Below are 21966 nucleotides of genomic sequence, written 5' to 3'. Positions count from 1 at the left end.
AGATAAGACTGGACCCCTCATTCCAACGACTTCCGTATGTATCGCAACGTATTTAAAAAAAGTTAAGTATAATTGTTGACAAAAAGTAAATTCTATATAATAATGAGTGTTGTATTAGAATTATTTTAATTAAGGAATGATGATTAAAAAAAATATTAATCATTTTTTCCTTTTAAAATTATGGCTTTATGCCCAAACTATCTAAGATTTAAAAACATATATAGGAGGAAGATTTAATATGTCTCTAATCGGAAAAGAAATTCTACCATTCAAAGCACAAGCTTATGATGCAGGCAGCGGCGAGTTTATTGAGGTTACTGAACAAAGCATGAAAGGACAATGGAGTGTTGTTTGCTTCTATCCAGCTGACTTTACTTTCGTTTGCCCAACTGAGCTTGAGGACCTTCAAAACGAATATGCTACTCTAAAAGGTCTTGGAGTGGAAGTTTTCTCTGTTTCAACAGATACACACTTTACACATAAAGCATGGCATGATCATTCAGAAACTATTAATAAAATCAAATATGTGATGATTGGCGACCCTTCACAACAAATTTCTCGCAACTTCGATGTGCTAATCGAGGAAGAAGGACTTGCAGATCGCGGTACTTTCATCATTGATCCAGACGGTGTTGTTCAAGCACTTGAAATTAACGCAGGCGGCATCGGCCGTGATGCAAGTATTCTTGTAAATAAAATTAAGGCAGCACAATACGTGCGTAACAACCCAGGAGAAGTTTGCCCGGCAAAATGGCAAGAAGGTGCTTCTACACTTAAGCCAAGCCTTGATCTTGTAGGGAAAATTTAAGGAGTGTCATCCATGATACTTGATGCAGATATAAAAGCACAATTAGCCCAATATCTTCAAATGATGGAGGGCGAAGTGCTTCTTAAAGTAAGTGCGGGATCTGATGAAGTTTCTCGCGACATGCTGGCTTTAGTTGATGAATTAGCCACTATGTCACAGAAAATTAAAGTTGAGAACACAGAATTACAAAGAACACCGAGCTTTAGTGTAAATCGCATCGGTGAAGACACTGGGGTAACTTTTGCTGGTGTCCCTCTTGGACACGAATTTACTTCATTAGTGTTAGCACTGCTTCAGGTAAGCGGAAGAGCTCCGAAGGTCGATCAGAAAGTCATTGATCAAGTGAAAAGCATTAAGGGCGAATATCGCTTTGAATCATACGTCAGCTTAAGTTGCCACAACTGTCCTGATGTTGTACAAGCATTAAACGTGATGAGCGTTCTTAACCCTAATATTTCACATACTATGATCGATGGGGCTGCATATAAAGAAGAAGTAGACAGCAAAGACATACTGGCTGTACCAACCGTGTACCTTAATGGGGAAGAATTCGGCGGCGGCCGTATGTCACTAGAAGAAATCCTTGCCAAAATGGGAAGCGGTCCAGATGCGTCCGAGTTTGCTGATAAAGATCCATTCGATGTCCTTGTTGTGGGAGGCGGACCTGCGGGTGCAAGTGCGGCTATCTATGCAGCGCGTAAAGGCATTCGCACGGGTATTGTTGCTGAACGCTTTGGCGGTCAGATTATGGACACGCTTAGCATCGAAAACTTTATCAGTGTAAAGTCCACGGAAGGTCCTAAGCTCGCCGCAAGCCTTGAAGAGCATGTGAAAGAGTATGACATCGATGTGATGAACTTACAGCGTGCTAAGCGGTTAGAAAAGAAAGACCTCATTGAAGTTGAACTGGAAAACGGCGCGGTTCTAAAGAGCAAAACCGTTATCCTTTCAACAGGTGCTCGCTGGCGCAATATCGGTGTACCTGGTGAGGCTGAGTTTAAGAATAAAGGTGTGGCGTACTGCCCGCATTGTGATGGCCCATTATTTGCAGGGAAAAAAGTCGCCGTTATTGGCGGCGGTAACTCCGGCGTTGAGGCTGCCATCGACCTTGCAGGAATTGTCGAACATGTAACCGTTCTTGAATTTAATCCAGAGCTTAAAGCAGATTCAGTACTCCAAGACCGTCTTAACAGCTTATCGAATGTCACAGTCTTGAAGAATGTTCAAACGAAAGAAATTACCGGCACTGATAAGGTAAACGGAATTACTTACGTTGATCGTGACTCTGAAGAAGAGAAGCATATTGAATTGGCGGGAGTATTTGTTCAAATCGGTCTTGTGCCAAATACAGACTGGTTAGGTGAAACCATTGAACAAACTAGAATCGGTGAAATCGTTGTCGACAATCGTGGCGCAACGAACATCCCTGGCGTGTTTGCTGCAGGAGACTGTACGAACAGTCCATATAAGCAGATCATTATTTCAATGGGTTCCGGTGCGAATGCATCCTTGGGAGCATTTGATTATTTGATTCGGAATTAATGATAATCTGATATTTTTGAAAGTCACTGTGCTATCTGAATGATAGTATAGTGACTTTCTTTTTTATGTGCTAATACACCAATTATAAAATATATATAATACTAGACTTTTTTCCTAGGGGTCGTCTTATTAACCTTAAATTTGAGGCAATAACGGCGGAGACTGGGCTGTCATAGGGACGATTACGGACAGCTCAGGCAGAATATGACGGAAACCTGTCCGTCATAAAGCAATCACACTTTTTATAAATGAAGAAATAAGATCAGCACCCAATTCTAAATGACTGGGGAGAGAATTTTGGCGAAATTTAAAGCATTGGAAGAAAAGCATTTCATATTAGCCTTATTATTTGCTGGATGGTCGCTTGGAAATTTAGATAGATTTGTGATGAACTATGCTGTCATTTCCATTACGAAAGATTTGCAGCTTAGTGCAACTTCAACAGGATTCTTGCTTAGCAGTTTTTTTGCAGGTTATGCCCTTATGCAAATTCCTGGAGGCTGGTTAGCCGATCGTTTTGGTTCAAGGAAAGTTTTGATCACTGCCATCATCATGTGGTCCATCTTTACTGCCTTAACGGGGGCAGCTTGGTCGTTAACTTCCATATTAATGATTCGCTTTTTTTTCGGTATTGGAGAAGGGGGCTATATGCCAGCTGGATCAAAGCTTATCGCCCAAACTTTTCCGTTATCGGAACGAGGAAGAGCGATGGCTATTGTTCTTTCATCAGGGGCCTTTTTAGGGATTTTGACACCGATATTTGCAACAACGATGATGGCGACCATTGGGTGGCGTGCAATGTTTTGGATCATAGGTGTAATAGGTGTTGTTTTAGCAATCATTTTTTGGTTCTACATAAAAGATCCTAAATCAGTAGAAGAGAATGTCAAAGAAGAATTGAACATTCAACAGCCAAAATCCTTACTTCAGCTTTTAAAATACCCTTTTGTTTGGAGCTTGTTTATTGCTTCGTTTAGTGTAAATGCTATTAATTGGGGGCTTTTATCATGGATGCCCACCTATCTCGTAAACATTCGAGGATTAGAACTGCTTGAATTGGGCTGGATTGCTGCCATTCCTGGATTGGCAGCCATTATCGGAACATTTGGGGCAGGTTATATTTTAGATAAATTACCAAAGGGAAAAGAATATATTTACGGCATCATCAGCGCAGCCTTTGTTGGAATTTTGCTATATCTTATGTTTAATGCAAGCAGTGTCACTGAATTCATGGTTTATCAAACCATTATCATGATTTTTGGTGCGTTTATCATTATCTTTCTTCCAACAAGCGTTCTAAAGACTGTGCCTACACAAATTGTCGGGTCAACAATGGGGTTTGTTAGTTTTGGCGGGCAGCTTGCAGGCTTTGTCACACCTATTGCCATTGGATTCATCGTTGAAGGATCTAAAGGCTCATTTGATGCCGCATTTTGGCTCCTCATTGGATTTGCCTTCATTTGTACACTTTCATTTATTTCTTTAGTTGTAAAAAATCGCTCTGATTTATAGGGGCTCTGGATAAGTCCTATCAGAACATAAAGTTGAATTGGGTTAACCTGTGCCCTTTTCTAAAGACCCTTTTTCAGAGGGGTTATTTTTTTGCTTTAGACTTCGGGTGGTGTACTCGCACCATCCTATTTTGCTTGTTTTAATAGATAATAGTTTCCTTAAAGATCTTCACACCCTATGGATTGGGATAGCCAATCCTCTATTTATGCTATAATAGTATAGTAATATTTCAGCACCAAGGAGGTCTCGCAATGAAATTAAATAAAGGTATTTTATTTGTGTTAATAGGTGCTGCTTTTTTTGGGTTTACACCGGTATTTGCTAAATTGGGGTTTAGCTTCGGCTATACACTTGGCCAAATTAATATCGTTCAAATGTTAATTTCCTCCATTTTACTATGGTCTTTTACTCTAATAAAACGTGCTAGTTTTAAAGGGCTTACTAAAAAGAATATTCCTCAAATAATGATGACCGGTTGTTTTACCGGATTAACAAGTATTTTTTATTATGGGGCCATGCAATATTTGCCTGCCTCATTGGCCATCATTTTAATGTTTCAATTCGTTTGGATAGGAATCATGTTAGAATGGATTTTCAGCAAAATAAAACCTGCACCTGTAACCATATTGTCTATCATTTTAATATTAGTAGGAGTCTTTTTTGCTTCGAATGTATTAAATGGGGACATACAGGGTCTGCCTTTCAAAGGTATCCTTTTTGGTATTCTATCTGCATTTACTTATGCGGGATTTATTTTTTTCAGTGGAAGGGTCGCGGTAAATGTGGATCCATGGACTCGGACCTCATTGATGGCAACAGGATCAACAATCTTAGTTCTTGTCATTTTCATGCGTGAAATTCCATCTGTACTGCCATTGGAGGCAAACTTAATAACCAGTGCTGTTGGAGTTTCGTTATTTGGAGCTGTCCTTCCTCCACTATTTTTCGCGATGGGCGCGCCTTTAATTTCGGGAGGCATCGCCAATATACTAACATCCATTGAATTACCGATCGCCATCCTATCAGCAAGCATTATTTTATCTGAAACGATAACACCGCTTCAGTGGTTAGGCACGGCTATTATCTTAGCAGCAATTGCGTTGAACGAACTCGGTACGAGCCTTTTTCAGTTTAGGAAGCAGATTAGGGGATAGAGTTTTAGAATGGTTTTATAAAAATGACTTTATGTTGCTTTAATCTTATTAAATAGTTCTTCAATATAATTAAATGAAAACCTAGCGCTAGTATTTGTAATTTGCGCTAGGTTTCTTTTTATTTTAAAAATTATCCACCATTGAAAACCTCCTTCGTTTCTTAAGTTTAATTTTTGTCAGTATGAATGAACGAGTTTGAACTGTTAATTATTTGAAAGTAATTGTTAGAATCTTTTTACAATTAATTAACACTGCCTCAAGGTAGAATTTATATTCTTCTAATAAAATGATCATAAATCTATTTATTACAGGAGGGATTGTGTGAAAATTTCGGTCGCTGGAACAGGGTATGTTGGGTTAGTGACAGGTGTTTGTTTAGCAGAAATGGGTTTCGAAGTTACATGCATCGATAATCAAGAGAATAGAATAAAAATGCTGCAAACAGGGTGCTCCCCGTTCTACGAGCCAGAACTTGAACCGCTTTTACACAAAAATCTTTCTAACGGCCGTTTGACTTTTACAACCAATCCTAAAAAAGCTTACTCTTTCGCAGATATCATATTTATTGCTGTCGGAACGCCGGAGAACGAGGATGGAACAGCAAACTTAGACTCTATCTTTAACATTGCTCTAGAAATAGCCCTCAATGCAAAAAACAACGTCATTATTTGTACGAAAAGCACGGTTCCAATTGGTACAAATGATCGAATGAACATGTTAATTCAGCGAAAGAAACCTCCAAAAATTCAAATCGAAGTTACTTCAACACCTGAATTTCTTCGTGAAGGCACAGCCATCCATGATTTTTTTCACAGTGACAGGATAGTCATTGGTGCGAATACGAATGAAGCAGCTTTGCTTATTGAACAAGTATATGCTCCGCTTCAAATTCCGATTATCAAAACAGATATCAGAAGTGCAGAAATGATTAAATATGCATCAAATGCTTTTTTAGCGACAAAAATTAGTTTTATCAATGAAATCGCTGCCATTTGTGAAAAGGTTGGGGCAAATGTAGAAACAGTAGCTTACGGAATGGGGGAAGATAAGCGTATTGGTCATTCATTTCTTCAAGCAGGTATTGGGTATGGGGGCTCTTGTTTTCCTAAAGACGCAAATGCACTTGTACAAATAGCGGGGGATGTTGAACATTCATTTGAATTGCTTGAGGCTGTTATTAATGTAAATAATCGCCAACGTTCACTCCCAGTTATAAAAGCAAAAGAATTAGTCGGCTCATTAGCCGGAAAAAAAGTCGCACTTTTAGGTCTTGCATTTAAACCAGGAACAGATGATATTCGCGAAGCAGCCTCCTTAACCATTATCAATGACTTGCTTAATGAAGGTGCAAATGTGGTTGGCTATGATCCAATTGCCATTCAAAATGCAGAAAAGCTAGTTGGGGATGCGATTGAGTATACATCAGATTTGATAAGTGCTTTGTTTAATGCTGAAGTAGCCATTATCGCAACGGAATGGGATGAAATTAAGCAGTTTCCTTTAGAATTGTTCGAAATTTATATGAAGGATGCAGTCATTGTTGACGGACGAAATTGCTATTCTCTTGAAAAAACTCAAAACCACGACATTACCTACGTATCCATCGGTAGACCAAGCGTAAAAAAGAACATTTTATTAAATACAGCTATAACACATTAATGTCCAATGATAGCAAAAGGATGAGAGGGGACATCTGAAGACGAAGCGGATATATGACCTATATGAGTTTGAATGTCGCCTATTTCATAAAATTAATTGTCACTTCAATAAGTTTGGTTGTCATCCTGCTTCCTCTTGCTTTATTTGTCGGACTATCAAGAATTTACCTTGGGCTACATTATCCATTTGATGTACTAGCAGGTGGAATGCTCGGAATTAATTGTGGCTTTATTAGCTTTTATTTTATATGGACATTTTGAAGGAGGGGCAAATGAAAATTGCATTTTTCACAGATACCTTTTATCCGGAAATTAATGGGGTTGCACGAACATTAAAGCAGTTTACTGATTATTTAACTAGAGAAAATATTTCATTCAAGGTTTTTGCACCGAGCACTTTATCTAGTGAATATTTGACACCCTATATTCACCGCTTTAAAAGTCTGCCCTTTTTCTTATATCCTGAATGCCGTTTCGCTTTTCCTAACCCATTTCAAATGAGAGAAGAGCTCATTCATTTTGCACCGGATATCATTCATGTTGCCACTCCGTTTAATTTGGGGGTTTGCGGGGCATATTATGCAAAAAAGTTAAATATTCCACTAGTGGGCTCTTATCATACGGATTTCGATTATTATTTACAATACTATGATTTACCAAATCTCTCAAAATATCTTTGGAAATATATGAATTGGTTTCATCGTCCGTTACAGAAAATCTATGTTCCATCGTCTGAATCGATTGGAAAGTTGAGGAAAAGGGGATTTACAAATATGGAAGTGTGGTCAAGAGGGGTAGATTGCAAACTATTTCACCCTTACTATGATAAGCTAGTTGTTCGCAAAAGATATCAAATACGCAAAAAGTATCTTCTCATTTATGTAGGAAGACTAGCACCTGAGAAGGATGTCAACACACTTCTAGAAATAGCAAAAGCCTTGCCTCCGTATATAAATGAAAATTTACATTGGCTAATTGTAGGAGACGGTCCAAGTAGGGCTCAGCTTCAAAACGCGGCACTAGAAAATATGGATTTCACAGGATTTCTCCAAGGGAAAGAATTAGCTGAAATATATTCGGCTGCAGATTTATTTGTTTTTCCATCTCCAACTGAAACATTTGGCAATGTTGTTCTTGAATCATTTGCAAGTGGCACACCTGTTATCGGTGCAAATTCAGGTGGTGTCAAATGTATTATTCAGGAAGGGGTAACTGGCCGCCTATGTCCACCTGGAAATGTGCCTCAATTTACAAAAGCGGTCATAGAGTTATTGTACGATCATTCATTACGGAGTCAGATGGGGATTGAAGGAAGAAAATATGCTTTCGAACAAAAATGGGATACTATTTTTGAAAAGTTGCTTAAATCGTATTCTACTACGATTGACAAGGAAAATAAGCAGGAACTTGCTTAGCCATTGATAATCTTAAGCCACTTGCGGTTAAATGGTAAAATGGAAAAACACATGGGAGCTTTTATGAAGGAAGTTAAAATGTAGGAAGAAAGGAAAAAGACTAGCGACACTAATAATGTGTCGCTAGTCTTTTTCTAATTGTTTAAGTTCATCACACAAGCTTATGCTTTTGGATAAAATCTTTTAAAATATCACTTAAATTCGGGCTGCCAATTTCAGCTAAATCATAATGTACACGTGTACATGGCTTATTAATTGTAATGACGCGCGATAAATCGATTGGTGTGCCAATGATTACGGCATCACAGTCAGCCTTATTAATTGTTTCTTCCAGATCTTTCAATTGCTGTTCGCCGTATCCCATTGCCGGAAGGACGTTGCCAATATGTTTGTATTTGTTAAACGTTTCGCTTAATGTACCAACTGCAAATGGACGTGGATCAATGATTTCCTTCGCACCTAAACGTTCAGCTGCAACTGTACCTGCGCCAAGTTTCATTTCTCCATGTGTCAATGTTGGGCCATCTTCTACGACTAATACACGTTTTCCAACAATACTCTCCGGTTGATCCACTGTAATCGTTGATTCTGCTTTAATAATCGTGCTATTTGGATTTGCGAATTTGATATTATTTTCTACGATTTGAACAGCTTCTTCTGGCGCACTATCCACTTTGTTAATGATAGCCACATCTGTTGTTCTTAAGCATACTTCACCAGGATAGTATTTCAGCTCATGACCTGGACGATGCGGGTCTAGGACAGTAACAGCTAAATCAGGCTCGAAGAAAGAGAAATCGTTATTTCCTCCGTCCCATAAAATAACGTCACAGCCATCTGGATCATTTTCAGCTGCTGCCAAAATATCTGCATAATCAACGCCAGCATACACAATATTTCCACGCGCCACATGTGGTTCATATTCTTCCATTTCTTCGATTGTGCAATTATGCTCTTTTAAGTCCTCTACTGTCGCAAAGCGCTGAACACGCTGTGCATTCAAATCGCCGTAAGGCATCGGATGTCTCACTGCAATGACTTTTAAATCATGCTCCAGCAGTGTTTCGATAATTTTACGCGATGTTTGGCTTTTTCCAGTTCCAGTTCGCACAGCGCAAACGGAAATAACTGGCTTATTACTTTTTAACATCGTGCTTTTTGGCCCTAGTAATGTGAAGTTAGCACCTGCTGCATTCACAATCGCACCCACGCCCATCACGTCTTCGTAATTAACATCACTATACGCAAACACACATTCATCCACTTGCAAGTCTTTAATCAATTCTGGTAATTGATCTTGTGAATAAATAGGAATACCTTCAGGGTACAATTCGCCCGCTAATTCACTTGGATATTTTCGTCCATCGATATCTGGAATTTGCGTTGCTGTAAAAGCAACAACATTATACATTTCATTATTACGATAATACGTATTAAAATTATGAAAATCCCTTCCTGCTGCCCCAATAATAATAATATTTTTTCTACTCATAGCACTCTCTCCTATACTTTCAATCAATTATTATAATAATAACTAGGAATGTATATTAATACAATAGCATTTTCAAAATTGCTAGAAATTAAAAGATAAGGATGTTGCTTTTATGAATAAGCTCTTTAGAATATTTTAATTAAGGAATTTCACAAGAGGTTCGTTTTATTAGTCGTTTTTCGAAAAATATTTTCGAGTATCTTCACGTATTTGTTTGGGTAATACACGATCAAGCTCTTCATTTAACCATGATAGTGTTTTACTACGCAAGTCATCACGCATTTTTTCTTCCGCAGAGAGCATAACTAAATTGATGGTGCAAAAGGAGGGAGCTGAACAGCAGCTTTCTCTATACAAATAACCATTATCTTTAATATTTTTACATTGAAAAATAGGCTTTGGACCTTCAACTGCTTCAACTACATCCCAAAAGGAAATGTCTTCTGGGGACTTAGATAACCTATATCCTCCCTTTACACCGGGGACAGAACTTACAATACCAGCCTTAGACAATTTACCGAAAACTTTTGAAAGAAATGTCTCAGAAAGTCCTTGGAATTCTGCCAAATCCTTGATCCCAACACTTTCCTTAGAAGGAACATCAATTAAATAAACAAGACAATGTAAAGCATATTCAACTCCGACACTGTATTGCATAAAACTCACCTACTTTTGTTTATGGATTATCAAATTGTATCTTAGGAGTATTTAGAGTTCTAGTCAAATAAAGAAATCTCTGTTGGTAAATTTTATTCATTTGACAAAAATAATTATAGCACATATTATAGATAATGTTAATCGACGATTAAGTTAGTCTTTAATTGGCGCCTAAAATTCATTTTAAAGGAGAAATACAAATGAACAAAACACTGATCATTAATGCACATCCAAATATAGATGATACTTCTTCAGTTAGCTTGCAGGTTTTTAACCACTTTTTGGAGGCTTATAAAGAATTAATTCCTGATAGCGAAGGAATTGAACAGATTAACTTGTACAGTGATGTAGTGCCTATGATAGATAAAACGGTTTTAAGTGCATGGGAAAAACAACGAAAAGAACAGGAACTAACTAGCCAAGAACAAAAAGTAACGGAGCGTATGTCCGGAATCTTACAACAATTTAAAAGTGCAAATACGTATATCATCGTATTACCTTTGCATAATTTTAATATTCCATCAAAGTTAAAAGATTATATGGACAATATCATGATTGCACGTGAAACCTTTAAATATACTGAAAATGGGTCAGTGGGGCTTCTTAAAGACGGACGAAGAATGCTTGTCATACAAGCAAGTGGATCAATATATACTAACAATGATTGGTATACAGAAGTTGATTACTCTAATAAATACCTGAAGTCAATGTTCAATTTTCTTGGCATTGAAGATTATCAAATCATTCGCGCACAAGGAACTGCTTTACTAGACCCAATTGAAGTATTACAAAAAGCATATAAAGAAGCTGAAGAAGCTGCTTCAAGATTAGCACCTAAATTAATACTTTCTTAAAGGGAAAGAAATAAAAGGAGGTAATTATATTGGAACAACGAATTGATTATTACAATGTAGCGCCAGAAGCACTTAAAATAATGATGGAAATGGAGAAGTATACGAAAACTACAGGTATAGACCGTAAACTGCGTGAACTAATAAAAATTCGTGCCTCGCAAATAAATGGTTGTGCATATTGTATTAACATGCATACAGCTGATGCTAGAAAAATGGGAGAAACGGAACAACGTTTATATTGTATTAGTGCTTGGAGAGAGTGCACATTTTACACAAATGCAGAAAAAATAGCCCTTGAGTTAACAGAATACGTGACGTTAATCCCGACAAAACGTGTGCCAGATGAGCTTTATCAACGAGTACGTGAACATTATAACGAGAGACAGTATGTTGACCTTATTTTAATAATTAACCAAATCAACAGTTGGAATAGGATTTCCATTGCAATGGGGAATACGGCAACTGAAAAATAATACTTTCGGTGAACATCTACGTCTCAGATTGTATAGAAAAGGCATCCAAGTGCATATTTGGATGCCTTTCGGTTATTTAGAGCATAAAAGGAAAAGGGTACCTAGGGCAATTGGTGTGCAAAGGGCAGCTGCGTTCTAAAACAAGAATTCCAGGATTATATATAGCTGGAGACTGGACATCGCCCAACTCAATTTTGGCAGATGGGCAGTGAGCAGTGAAAAATAAGCAGCTGAAGGAATCATTTTAAACGAAAAGGGGAGAAATCGTGCAAATTTCGAAAGAAGATTACCAACTATATAAACCATTGTTGTTCTCATTAGGTTATCGGATGTTAGGATCAGTTGCGGAAGCAGAAGACATGGTTCACGAAACATTTCTAAAAGCTTACCAAATAAGTGAGGAAGACATAAAGAATAAGAAAGCCTATCTCTGTAAAATGATGACAAACCTCTGTCTTGATTCATTAAAGTCTGCACGATACAAGCGAGAACATTATGTGGGACCATGGAACCCTGAGCCGCTATTACAAGAGAAATTACATGCCTATGATCCATCTGAAATGATTATACAAAAAGAAGGATTGAGTATTGCCTATTTACGCATGATGGAGCATTTAGCATCAGATGAACGGGCAGTTCTCCTTTTAAGAGAGGTACTGGATTTCCCATACTCAGAGATTGCACATATTATTGGAAAAAAAGAAGAAAACTGCAGAAAAATTTTTAGCAGGGCCAAGCAAAAGATCTCACGTGTGGAAGGTGAAAGTTTAAACTATGAGGAAAATAAATCAATCATTAATCGCTTTGTAGAAGCGTTTCAAATGCAAAATACGGCTGTCTTATTAGAACTTATATCAGAAAATGTTACACTATTCTCTGATGGCGGTGGAAAAGCTACGGCTGCTGTACGTCCAATCGTATCCGTATCCAACGTTTTAGCCTTATTATACGGAATCATGAAAAAAGCCTCTGAAGACTTTAATTTTGAAATGAAAAATATCAATTATCAACCAGCAATCGTGATATACATGAATGGTAAGATTCATAGTATCCTAAGTTTTTATATTAGTAATGAAAAAATAAACGAAATGTATATAACAATGAATCCTGAGAAACTGCCTATTCACTAAAAACTGTAGAGGTACGGTGAGAAAAAGTCATTCTTGGCAGTATTTATTTATCGGGGACTAAAAAAATCTGATTTACTCGTCTGCGATAAATGGCGAGTGTACTCCAAAATTGATGCTACATAATTAATGGTAAGCAGTCCAGACAAAAAAGTAAGCTAGACTAGATACGTTATCAATGAACTATCTTGTCTAGCTTATTTTTTTTCATTTAGTCTAATTCATAATAACTGCAAACAACTTGTCCGACAGCTTTCGCAGCTACGAGGAGTGCATCTTCATCGATATCAAATTTTGGATGATGATTGAAGTAAGGATTTTCTACCCCTTTTGGTGTACATGCAATGTAGAAAAAGCAGGCTGGGAATTTTTCAGCATAATAAGCAAAGTCCTCAGATGGAGACATTGCCGGAAATTCCTTCACTTCTTTAATGTCTTTATCATCCATGCTTCGTAAACTTTCTGCCACCTTAGCTGTAAGCTCAGGGTCATTGTATAAAGGCGGATAATCAGGAGTATAAGTAAGCTCACATGTTACGCCAAACTCTTCTTCAATTCCTCTTACAATCCGTTTTACTTCTCTCTCAATCGTTTCTTTTGTTTCTACAGTCATATAGCGAATATCGCCCTCAAGTTCTACGCTATCCTTGATCACGTTGAATGTCCCTTTTCCATCAAAAGATCCAATAGTAATCACACCGATATCGAATGGGCTTAATCTGCGGCTGACAATGGTTTGCGCAGCTGTAACAAAATGAGCAGCAGCAACGATTGCATCGTTAGCTAGATGAGGAGAGGAACCATGGCCACCTCTTCCTTGGACTTTTAATTTCATGTATGCCCGTCCATTAAAGGAATATCCAGCATGATATCCTACTGTGCCCGCAGGTCCCATCGGTAATAAATGAATGCCATAAATAGCATCTAAGTCATCAATCAAACCAGACTCTACGATACTTTTCGCCCCACCTGGCGGAACCTCTTCTGCATGTTGGTGAATGATTTTTATTGTCCCTGGAATGGAGTCTTTTAATCGAATTAAGCAATCAGCTAAAACTAACAAGTAAGCAGTATGTCCATCATGCCCACATGCATGCATTAACCCTTCATTCTTTGATTTAAACGGTACATCTGTTTCTTCTACAATTGGAAGGGCATCAAAATCTGCGCGCAGACCAATTGTTTTTCCAGGCTTTCCACCTTTAATGGTGACGACAATGCCATAACCATTCCCAACATTCGTTTGAATGTCCACATCTTTTCCCTTATAAAAATCCGCAATATATTGAGCTGTTTTCTCCTCTTTAAATGAGATCTCTGGATTTTCATGTAAATGGCGACGGATGGAAATTATTTCATCTTTACGTGATTCTAACATGCTCATCAATTCACATTTCATTATTTTCGTCTCCTTTTTTGCACGTTAAGAAATTATAAATTGTCAGCGCAGAAGTTGATTCGACGCGGGTGCCAATTTTAGGAATTAAGTACGATGGACAGGATGTCCTAGTCGGGCGAATGCCACAGGACGTGGCATTTATGAGCGCGATAAGTGCAACTACGCCTCTATCTTCGCCTTTCCAAGGCTCGCCAATCGGCGAGTTTTCTTTAACGGAACAGAATGATATAACCTTTCATTCGGTTCCTATTTATAAAAATGAGCTGAAACTGACTTCTATCTATACTCTATTAAGTTAATTAGCTATCTTATTTGGTGTTTGAAATGTTTTTTTCGATAGAGCATCTGTTGTTTTACCAGCATTTTTTGGTACCATAATCACAATTGAAAGAATCGACAGTATACCGAATATTACGTTTACGATAATCCCTACCGATGCTGCGGTCTCAACACTTCCAGCCGCTGCAACTGAACTATAAACCGTTGCAGAGATAGCAACACCGATCGCACTGCCTAATGAGCTAGCCATTTTGTAAACCCCTGCAGCTTCACCTACTTTGTTCGATGGCGCATTGGAAACAGATGTGTCTGTAGATGGTGTTGCATATATGCCAAGTCCAAGCCCGAATAAAACAAACCCAATAAATACTACAACTGTATAAGTAAAACCAGGCAAGAAGGTTAGACCCATCATCGCTACACCAACTGTCGTGATAATAGCACCCCAGACCATTGGTAATTTTGCTCCTACTTTTTGCAGGATTTTTTCTCCGACACGAATCATTGCAAGAACAACGATTAAATATCCAATTGATAGCATCCCTGACTGAAATGCAGTAAATCCACGGCCTACTTGAACATACGTATTTGCAACAACAAGTGTCCCGGCAATTGCATTTAATAAAAAGTTTGAATAAGTAGCACCTGCGTATGGTTTATTTTTAAATAAAGAGAAATCAATAAGTGCAATATCTTTCTTCTTTTCAACATTGAAGAAGACAATAGCTCCGATAATGGTAACGATGGCAAGAATAATAGTGATTGGACTAGTCCAGCCTAAGTCCGCACCGAATGTAATAAAGACGTTTAATGCAATCATCGTAACGATAAAGATAGCTAAACCACTAAAATCAAATTTAAAAGAACCATTTCCTTCTGCTTTGCTTTCAGGTGTATCTTTAATTAGCCACATAGCAAGGAGGGCAAAAATAATGGAGAAGATAAAAATCCACTTCCATCCCATATACGTAGCAATGGCGCCACCTGCAAACGAACAAACACCTGAACCGCCCCAAGATCCAATTGACCAATAACTAAGAGCACGCTGTCTGTCTTTTCCCTCAAAATAAGCTTTCATTAAAGCAATCGTTGCCGGCATAATACAAGCGGCGGAAATCCCCTGGATAATACGTCCAATAATTAGCAAGACAGATCCTTGTGCTAATACAAGACATAAGGAACCGATAACACTTAAAATTAACCCAATATACGTAATTTTTTTACGTCCAATTTTATCTGCAATCCCACCAGCAGCTACAATAAACATACCTGAGAATAAGGCTGTTAAACTGATGGCTATATTGATCGTTCCATATGAAACCCCTAAATCTGATTGAACAGCTGGGACGACATTGACCATTGCCTGGGCAAAAAGCCAGAACGTGATAACCCCGAACACAATCCCTGTGATCAGCTTATCCGTACCTTTATAACTTGTCTCCATGATTGAACCTCCCACACCTTAACTAAATTTTTTAATATGTCTAATAAGAAACATTACTGCAACAAATAAGGAGTAACAGGAGCACTTGTTGCGTTTCTATACTATAATTATAAAAATTTCAGCTGTATTAAGAGAGTCAATTTTTGTGTAAATCACAGACTAAAGCTCGAAATAATTAACCTATCATTTTGCTAAGGGAAAATTGTGGGGCAGATTTTTGTCATTTATACAAGTAAAGGGGATGGCTTCACTGCCTTCTATACCATTCAAAGGATAGAAGGCAGCAGACCCAGACGTTTTGGGGCTAGCCTTATAACATGATTTGCAACACTTTTGTCAGTAGGCTTTTCGAATATCAAAAAAGTGAATGGCATTGCTTGTTAAATAGGAATAAAATGACCAATCCTCTTCAATCGTTTCATCGAAGATTTCTAAAGAAGGCCTGGAGGAATTAATAATATAATCAATAATTTCAGAATCCATGCCATACTTACTGTTCAAATTCCACCAGTTCGTATATAACGCTCCATGATTTTTATCAAACACATGCTTGCGTATTTGATATTCTCCTTTAGGAATTCCAGAAATCGTTACGTGAATTTCTTTATTGAGTTTTTGCAGAAATGTCTCTTCAATGGATAAATATGGATTGATAATATTACAATTCATCAGGATCAACTGATATCCCCGCTCATTCCTTGTCATCACGTAATCCTTATCCTGTGCAACAATTTCACCATGTAGACGTTTTAGAAACATCAATGCAAAATAAGCTGGACGTTTTCCCTTTAGATAATGGAATAATTCGACACCGTCCATTCGATAACGCTGATCTTTCCCTGTGTCCTCATGTACGATCGTATTAATCCAAAGAGCAACTGTTTTCACATCATTGGATATATCCAATACATTTTTCAAGTGCAATGCTCCGCGAAAAAAAGTGCCATTCGTATACCGAGTATTGCCTGATAACGTGTTCCATGAAACGAGATGAAGTGGTTTTTCTATATGGTTCCTCTTTAAGTAGTGCTTCAGCTTATTTGTTTTTTCTTTTATGTAATCTTTTGCTAAATCGAAATTCATTTCCGCCATTTCTTTAAAATCAATTACCTCATTTTGATTTGCATTATAACCGATAAAATCAATAAACTCCCCCTTCTCTAACTGCCATTCATGATGATTGCTCGTTTTTTCTTTACGAAAAGAAAAAGGCATATACAAGCCTACCTGAATCGAAGGGAGGGTCGTTTTTAATACATCATGCAGTTTTAAATAAATCCTCTGAAGATCTTTTGCTTCAACTCCTGTATAATATGGCTCGTAAAACATCACATGCCATTGCTTAACAAACGACTCTCCGTAAAGCTGTAAGCAATGTCTGATAAATTGAATGAGTTTTGTAAAATATTGTTCTTCATCTCTCGAAATATCTATATAATCTGCCCGTATAAACAAAGATAAATCATGCTTTTTCATGAATGCCAAAGCACTATCAATATTAAAATATGGTGATGTTGTCGGAATCTCTTCATCTGTCTCTACTTCAGGCGGAATGGCCGTATTACTAATGAGATTACGAACTCCGATATATTTTAACTTCAAATCCTTTTTGACATCTAATATTTGAGAGCGAACATCTTCTTTTAATAGCTCAAAAATTTCTCCAATAATCAGGATATGATTAGGATGATGTAAGCCCATCGGTTCTAGGGAGGACAAGGTGATTGGCAGCTTTTCATACCTAGTCTCTGTATGGTTATAAGATTTTTGATCATCTAAATTCATGCTGCTTAATTTTGCGATAATCTCTGATGATTGGATAAGATTTGAAGCATCTACCTTGCTATAGCTTCGAACTGAATCCTCCTTTTGGACAGTATGGCTATCACGATATAGATGTGGCGTCATTCCATACACTTCTTTAAAAAAGGCTGAAAAAGACTTTGTGTTTGGGAAGCCATTATTCATCGCGATTTGTGATATGGAATCAGTTGTGTAAAGTAAATCCTTCAAACTATGCTTAAGCCTGATATTCATTAAATAACGACTAAACCCCATCCCCATTTTCTGTTTAAAATATCGGGATAGATAGCTTGTTGAAAGAAAGTATTTCTTTGCAACCTCCTCTAATGTAATCAGCTGATCATAATTTCTCTCCATATAGTCAATAATTTGCAATAGGCGCCGATCCTCTGTATCTATTTTCTGGATGACACTGCCTTCTTCTTTAAAACTGCGGATCAATATAAGCAGCATTTGACAGATGTAGCTTTTAACTTCAATTCGATAGCATTCATCTTGTCTATAATAACTAATCATCACATTTGCCAATAGCTTGCGAATGGCATGAATCATCTCTTCTCTTCCAAGATCAATTTCTCTTGAATAGCATTCAAAGCGCTGATTGCGATAATCAGCATAATGACGGTCCATGAAGCTGTCTGAAATGGATAATATCATTACCCTATTCTGTTCATTTCCTTGAATCTGGTAAAGCTGATTACGATTAATAACAAGCAAATCGTTTTCTGCCATATGATAAAAGCGACTGGATGTCTCTATTTTTAATTCACCACTAATGACCAGAATAAATTGAACCCCTTTATTTATTCTTGGAACTAACAACTCAATATGTTGAAATGATATCTGAAAATCTAACAAAGGATCGTTCAATCCAATCACTCCTAACTACTTTTGATCGATAATGAGCATGCTCCAAAAAGCATGACCTCACACTTTCATACCAAAATTATCATAATTCTATCTCAAAGATTTAAAAAGCGAGTGTTACTTACTATTTTTACAATACCTGCCCACTCTTCTTATCATTAACCTCTAGGTTTACATTATCATATAAAAAAATACCCACTCAAGTGGGCATTTCATTAGAGGTTCGTTATAGGCTTCCGTAAATAGAAAAATCCATATTCCGGCACCCTAGGTTATAAAAAACTCATTTAATTTTATGGTATATTTCACCGTTAAGTTTTTGATTATGGTTTCTGCCATCAAAGGATTTAAATATATACAAAAATAGAAGAAATACCAACAATGTACTTAAATGAAGGATTAGATTTATATCCATAAAAAAAATCAGAGCCTTAAGCCCTGATTAACTTTTTGTATGTCTGTTAAATTTTTGTTAGTACAATGCCGGCTAGTGCGGAAATAACCCCGATGACCTGGTACATTTTAAGCCTTTCTTTATATAGCCAACAGCTGCTGAGAACGACAACTAAACAATTTAAACTAACAATCGGGAATACAATGCTGGCTACTCCAATATTCAGAGCAAAAAAGTAGCTGCTATAACCTACGACACTAATACATCCAATAATGACACCAAATTTCAGCTCTGTACGCTGCCATTTTTCCTTCATCATAAAGCTATTTATCAGTAAATAAGTCGCACCGCCGCCATACATACAAACAAGTGTATTGATGGAATCAATATGTAAATGCGAGGACGTCTTCATAAGCACACCGAGTACACCAAACGATCCAATCGATAGTAAGACGCGGTACATCCACGGCTTATAATCCATCTTAATGCCACTGCCTGGCACATATTGGATGACCGCTGCAGAAGCAAGAATAACAATAATGCCAATCCACTGAATGAGTGTAATGTGCTCTTGAAAAATAAGCGCTGCGCTTAGGATAGGAATGATCGTATTTGTGCTAATAAGCGGTGATGTTAAACTAGCAGGTCCTTTTTCAAACGCCTTTGACATTTGAATATTCCCATTAGCATTCAATATGCCGATGACCGCCCCTAGCACAATCGTTAATCCATTAAATGAAGCAAACCCTACGACTGTTCCATAGCCAAACATGATTAAAAACGCAATCAGATAAAAGAAAAACTGCAAATGCACCTTTGATAGTCCTTTGCCTGACGTGACCTTAAAAATCATATTATTGATTCCAAAGCACAACATCGTCAGAACTGCTGCTACAATCCACATTAAAAATCCTTCTCTCTCTTTGATAGAATCATTTTAATATAGATTTCTAATATTTCAAATGGTTTTTATAATTTTTAAACTAGAGTATTAATATCGATTCATTATCTGATAAAATGTAAAAAAAAACATGTATTTGGATGTTTAAGGTAAAGTAGTCTGAAGAACGAAAGACAGAATCTGTAGTCGACATTTTGACGATGAATTAAAGGGCATTGGGCAGTTCAGTTCGGAAGGAACGTATTGATTTTTATCTAGTAGCTATATGGAATAGGTGAAACCTGCATTAGCTCTAAACAAAGCTAATGCAGGTTTCACTACTTAAACTTTATCATTTTTCAAAACGGGCATTTTCCAAAGCATTTAAATCAATTTTCTTCATCTTTAAGAGGGCCTGAAACACTCTGCGGTTTTCGTCTTTTGATCCTTTATACAAGACCTCATTCATATTGCCCGGAACGATCTGCCATGAAAGGCCGAATTGATCCTTTACCCATCCGCATTGTTCTGCCTCGGGTACGGCAGAAAGCTTATTCCAGAAGTAATCAATCTCCTGCTGATCTTTACAGTTGATCATGAGTGAAAATGCTTCATTAAAATTGAAATCTACATCATATCCATGATCCATCGCTGATAAATGATATCCGGATAAGTTGAAAGCAGCATATTTCACCTTTGCCTTTGATGAACTGGATTCTCCTGCTTCATATTTACTTATTACTTCTATTTTTGAATCCTCAAATATGTCTGTGTAATACTGGATTGCCTCATCCGCTTTCCCACATGAATCACTTGAGAAGAGCAAGTTTGGTGTAATCTTTTGAACAGCTTTACCATTGTCTTTAAGCATCAACTGCCATGACAAGCCAAAGCGATCCTGCACCCAGGCATACCGCTTACTGAAGGGATACTCACCTAATGGCATGAGTTCGGTACCGCCTTCTACTAAAGCTTCCCATTTGGTATTAACCTCTTCTATCGATTCGCAAGCGACCATCAATGAAACAGATGGATTAAATTTGAAGTAAGGACCTGCACTGATGGCCATGAATTCTTGCCCAGCCAATTCAAAGCTGACTAATTCTGAATCTCCAGAAGGAGTGTTTTCTATAACTGTTTCATTTAATAGTTTAGAGTCCTCAAATAAACTAATATAAAACAAAGCGGCTTCTCTTGCTTCTTTGTCATACCATAAATGTGGAATGATTTTTTGCATAAGGACCTCCTCAATAAGATTTTATTTAGTGCCCTCTTCGCTGACGAAAATTCCCATTATGTATAATTGGGTATAGTTTTTCAGATTAAATTATTTTCCGCAGGAACATTAAAACATGCCATTCTCGTTAGGAGAATCCTCGGGTATTGGCTGACCTACATCCCATAATTCCACAATTTGATCATTCTGAAACCGGAAGATATGGACCACAACTCCTCCAAGATCCTCAGGATTTTGTCTCACATGAGAGTGAACCGTAACCATCTCTCCCTCTTCAATAGCATGTTTGACCTCAAGTGTCTTGTTAGGGTTCAGGGCGGCATTCTCTTTCATCGCGAGCATAAGGGAATTGGCATCGCCACGGAAATAGGGATTATGGTGGCGAAAGCCTGGACCTATGTATTTCTGATATGCTTCGTCTACATTCCCAGAAGCTACAAGTTGCAGGAACGATACTGCTTGGTCTTTATGGGAGAGGTTTGCTTTCATATTCATCACAAACATCCTTTCTTTAAGGAATTTAAAGTTCTAGAATAATGTTATGTTGAACATAATAAATTGTCAATAATTGGGTTCTAAACAAAAAACTCACTATGGGCTATCCCTTTTGTATATTCTGGGCGATTTTACAAAATATCAGCTAAGTAGGTTTGAATCGAATTAGGTAATAGTTGAAAGAGCAATCCTTCGTATTTAATATCAAGTAGACCAGCTAGAACAAAAAGGAAAATAATTAAAATAACGATAGGTTTCTTATGCTTTTTAGATAGCTGCTTCAAAAGGTTTCCCTCCACTGAAAAATAATACATGAATCATTTACCTGTTCATTATACTGAATTTCATCGAACAATACTTCATCAAAGAGATTCTCCCGTACTGAAGGATGATGGTGAAAAATGCGAAATAATCAATACCTGACTACACCGATAACTTAGTAGTTGTTTTTCTTTTTCTTTTTCTTTTTCTTTTTC

20 protein-coding genes are annotated in these 21966 nt (G+C 37.4%); 11 read left to right on the top strand and 9 right to left on the bottom strand.

What is annotated here, in order from left to right; genetic code table 11:
• Positions 1-238 precede the first annotated feature (238 nt).
• From ahpC to V7127_RS03350, 7 genes are all read left to right on the top strand, one after another.
• On the top strand, positions 239-808 hold the full coding sequence (gene ahpC / locus V7127_RS03380; protein WP_335346043.1) for an alkyl hydroperoxide reductase subunit C: 570 nt from the start codon (positions 239-241) through the stop codon (positions 806-808).
• A 12-nt stretch (positions 809-820) separates the two neighbouring features.
• Positions 821-2350 carry an alkyl hydroperoxide reductase subunit F gene (ahpF, locus tag V7127_RS03375; RefSeq protein ID WP_335483555.1) on the top strand — a complete coding sequence of 510 codons (1530 nt, stop codon included), beginning with the start codon at positions 821-823 and terminating at the stop codon, positions 2348-2350.
• 297 nt (positions 2351-2647) lie between these two features.
• The gene (locus V7127_RS03370) at positions 2648-3862 is read left to right on the top strand and encodes an MFS transporter (RefSeq protein WP_335483553.1); all 1215 of its coding nucleotides are present in this window, start codon (positions 2648-2650) and stop codon (positions 3860-3862) included.
• A gap of 251 nt (positions 3863-4113) precedes the next feature.
• Positions 4114-5016 carry an EamA family transporter gene (locus V7127_RS03365; protein ID WP_335483551.1) on the top strand — a complete coding sequence of 301 codons (903 nt, stop codon included), beginning with the start codon at positions 4114-4116 and terminating at the stop codon, positions 5014-5016.
• Between the two features lie 321 nt (positions 5017-5337).
• Complete coding sequence (locus V7127_RS03360) at positions 5338-6675, top strand: UDP-glucose dehydrogenase family protein (RefSeq protein WP_335483549.1); 1338 nt, start codon at positions 5338-5340, stop codon at positions 6673-6675.
• A gap of 62 nt (positions 6676-6737) precedes the next feature.
• Positions 6738-6935, top strand: a complete 198-nt coding sequence (locus V7127_RS03355; protein ID WP_438823963.1) for a phosphatase PAP2 family protein — start codon at positions 6738-6740, stop codon at positions 6933-6935.
• Between the two features lie 11 nt (positions 6936-6946).
• Complete coding sequence (locus V7127_RS03350) at positions 6947-8089, top strand: glycosyltransferase family 4 protein (RefSeq protein WP_335483545.1); 1143 nt, start codon at positions 6947-6949, stop codon at positions 8087-8089.
• Positions 8090-8240: 151 nt separating this feature from the next.
• On the opposite strand, the gene V7127_RS03345 is transcribed toward V7127_RS03350, so the two are convergent.
• Together V7127_RS03345 and V7127_RS03340 are read right to left on the bottom strand one after the other, a co-directional pair.
• The gene (locus tag V7127_RS03345; protein ID WP_335483543.1) at positions 8241-9581 is read right to left on the bottom strand and encodes a cyclic 2,3-diphosphoglycerate synthase; all 1341 of its coding nucleotides are present in this window, start codon (positions 9579-9581) and stop codon (positions 8241-8243) included.
• Positions 9582-9749: 168 nt separating this feature from the next.
• Positions 9750-10238: an RrF2 family transcriptional regulator gene (locus V7127_RS03340; protein WP_335354133.1), complete on the bottom strand. Its 489-nt coding sequence runs from the start codon at positions 10236-10238 to the stop codon at positions 9750-9752.
• Between the two features lie 200 nt (positions 10239-10438).
• Here V7127_RS03340 and V7127_RS03335 point away from each other — a divergent pair, with 200 nt between their 5' ends.
• From V7127_RS03335 to V7127_RS03325, 3 genes are all read left to right on the top strand, one after another.
• Entirely contained in the window at positions 10439-11092 is a 654-nt protein-coding gene (locus V7127_RS03335) for an FMN-dependent NADH-azoreductase (RefSeq protein ID WP_335483541.1), read from the top strand.
• Between the two features lie 29 nt (positions 11093-11121).
• Positions 11122-11565 carry a carboxymuconolactone decarboxylase family protein gene (locus tag V7127_RS03330; RefSeq protein WP_335354131.1) on the top strand — a complete coding sequence of 148 codons (444 nt, stop codon included), beginning with the start codon at positions 11122-11124 and terminating at the stop codon, positions 11563-11565.
• Positions 11566-11831: 266 nt separating this feature from the next.
• The gene (locus tag V7127_RS03325) at positions 11832-12695 is read left to right on the top strand and encodes an RNA polymerase sigma-70 factor (RefSeq protein WP_335354130.1); all 864 of its coding nucleotides are present in this window, start codon (positions 11832-11834) and stop codon (positions 12693-12695) included.
• Positions 12696-12903: 208 nt separating this feature from the next.
• Here the strand turns inward: V7127_RS03325 and V7127_RS03320 are convergent, their stop codons facing one another.
• Positions 12904-14091 (bottom strand): amidohydrolase, encoded by a 1188-nt coding sequence (locus V7127_RS03320; protein ID WP_335354129.1) that lies wholly within the window; start codon positions 14089-14091, stop codon positions 12904-12906.
• 68 nt (positions 14092-14159) lie between these two features.
• Here V7127_RS03320 and V7127_RS03315 point away from each other — a divergent pair, with 68 nt between their 5' ends.
• Entirely contained in the window at positions 14160-14390 is a 231-nt protein-coding gene (locus tag V7127_RS03315; protein ID WP_335483539.1) for a hypothetical protein, read from the top strand.
• On the opposite strand, the gene V7127_RS03310 is transcribed toward V7127_RS03315, so the two are convergent.
• The 6 genes from V7127_RS03310 to V7127_RS03285 form a co-directional block, all read right to left on the bottom strand.
• Positions 14387-15814 carry an MFS transporter gene (locus V7127_RS03310; RefSeq protein WP_335483537.1) on the bottom strand — a complete coding sequence of 476 codons (1428 nt, stop codon included), beginning with the start codon at positions 15812-15814 and terminating at the stop codon, positions 14387-14389. The genes V7127_RS03315 and V7127_RS03310 overlap by 4 nt on opposite strands.
• A gap of 336 nt (positions 15815-16150) precedes the next feature.
• Positions 16151-18487, bottom strand: coding sequence for a helix-turn-helix domain-containing protein (locus V7127_RS03305; protein ID WP_335483535.1), 2337 nt, complete (start codon positions 18485-18487; stop codon positions 16151-16153).
• Positions 18488-18945: 458 nt separating this feature from the next.
• Complete coding sequence (locus V7127_RS03300; protein WP_335344747.1) at positions 18946-19782, bottom strand: EamA family transporter; 837 nt, start codon at positions 19780-19782, stop codon at positions 18946-18948.
• A 328-nt stretch (positions 19783-20110) separates the two neighbouring features.
• Positions 20111-20995: a VOC family protein gene (locus V7127_RS03295; protein ID WP_335483533.1), complete on the bottom strand. Its 885-nt coding sequence runs from the start codon at positions 20993-20995 to the stop codon at positions 20111-20113.
• 108 nt (positions 20996-21103) lie between these two features.
• Complete coding sequence (locus V7127_RS03290; protein WP_438823962.1) at positions 21104-21490, bottom strand: nuclear transport factor 2 family protein; 387 nt, start codon at positions 21488-21490, stop codon at positions 21104-21106.
• A 131-nt stretch (positions 21491-21621) separates the two neighbouring features.
• Positions 21622-21774, bottom strand: coding sequence for a hypothetical protein (locus V7127_RS03285; protein WP_335344745.1), 153 nt, complete (start codon positions 21772-21774; stop codon positions 21622-21624).
• Positions 21775-21966 lie beyond the last annotated feature (192 nt).

It is taken from the genome of Bacillus sp. JJ1773 (assembly GCF_036962035.1).
Classification (GTDB): domain Bacteria; phylum Bacillota; class Bacilli; order Bacillales; family Cytobacillaceae; genus Cytobacillus.
Note: the sequence above shows the minus strand (reverse complement) of the source record. Positions and strands in the feature narration are given on the sequence as shown.

Coding starts and splice junctions, on each gene's coding strand:
- ahpC (WP_335346043.1), top strand. CDS start 239: ATGTCTCTAATCGGAAAAGAAATTCTACCATTCAAAGCACAAGCTTAT.
- ahpF (WP_335483555.1), top strand. CDS start 821: ATGATACTTGATGCAGATATAAAAGCACAATTAGCCCAATATCTTCAA.
- V7127_RS03365 (WP_335483551.1), top strand. CDS start 4,114: ATGAAATTAAATAAAGGTATTTTATTTGTGTTAATAGGTGCTGCTTTT.
- V7127_RS03355 (WP_438823963.1), top strand. CDS start 6,738: ATGAGTTTGAATGTCGCCTATTTCATAAAATTAATTGTCACTTCAATA.
- V7127_RS03350 (WP_335483545.1), top strand. CDS start 6,947: ATGAAAATTGCATTTTTCACAGATACCTTTTATCCGGAAATTAATGGG.
- V7127_RS03345 (WP_335483543.1), bottom strand. CDS start 9,581: ATGAGTAGAAAAAATATTATTATTATTGGGGCAGCAGGAAGGGATTTT.
- V7127_RS03340 (WP_335354133.1), bottom strand. CDS start 10,238: ATGCAATACAGTGTCGGAGTTGAATATGCTTTACATTGTCTTGTTTAT.
- V7127_RS03335 (WP_335483541.1), top strand. CDS start 10,439: ATGAACAAAACACTGATCATTAATGCACATCCAAATATAGATGATACT.
- V7127_RS03320 (WP_335354129.1), bottom strand. CDS start 14,091: ATGAAATGTGAATTGATGAGCATGTTAGAATCACGTAAAGATGAAATA.
- V7127_RS03310 (WP_335483537.1), bottom strand. CDS start 15,814: ATGGAGACAAGTTATAAAGGTACGGATAAGCTGATCACAGGGATTGTG.
- V7127_RS03300 (WP_335344747.1), bottom strand. CDS start 19,782: ATGTGGATTGTAGCAGCAGTTCTGACGATGTTGTGCTTTGGAATCAAT.
- V7127_RS03295 (WP_335483533.1), bottom strand. CDS start 20,995: ATGCAAAAAATCATTCCACATTTATGGTATGACAAAGAAGCAAGAGAA.
- V7127_RS03290 (WP_438823962.1), bottom strand. CDS start 21,490: ATGAATATGAAAGCAAACCTCTCCCATAAAGACCAAGCAGTATCGTTC.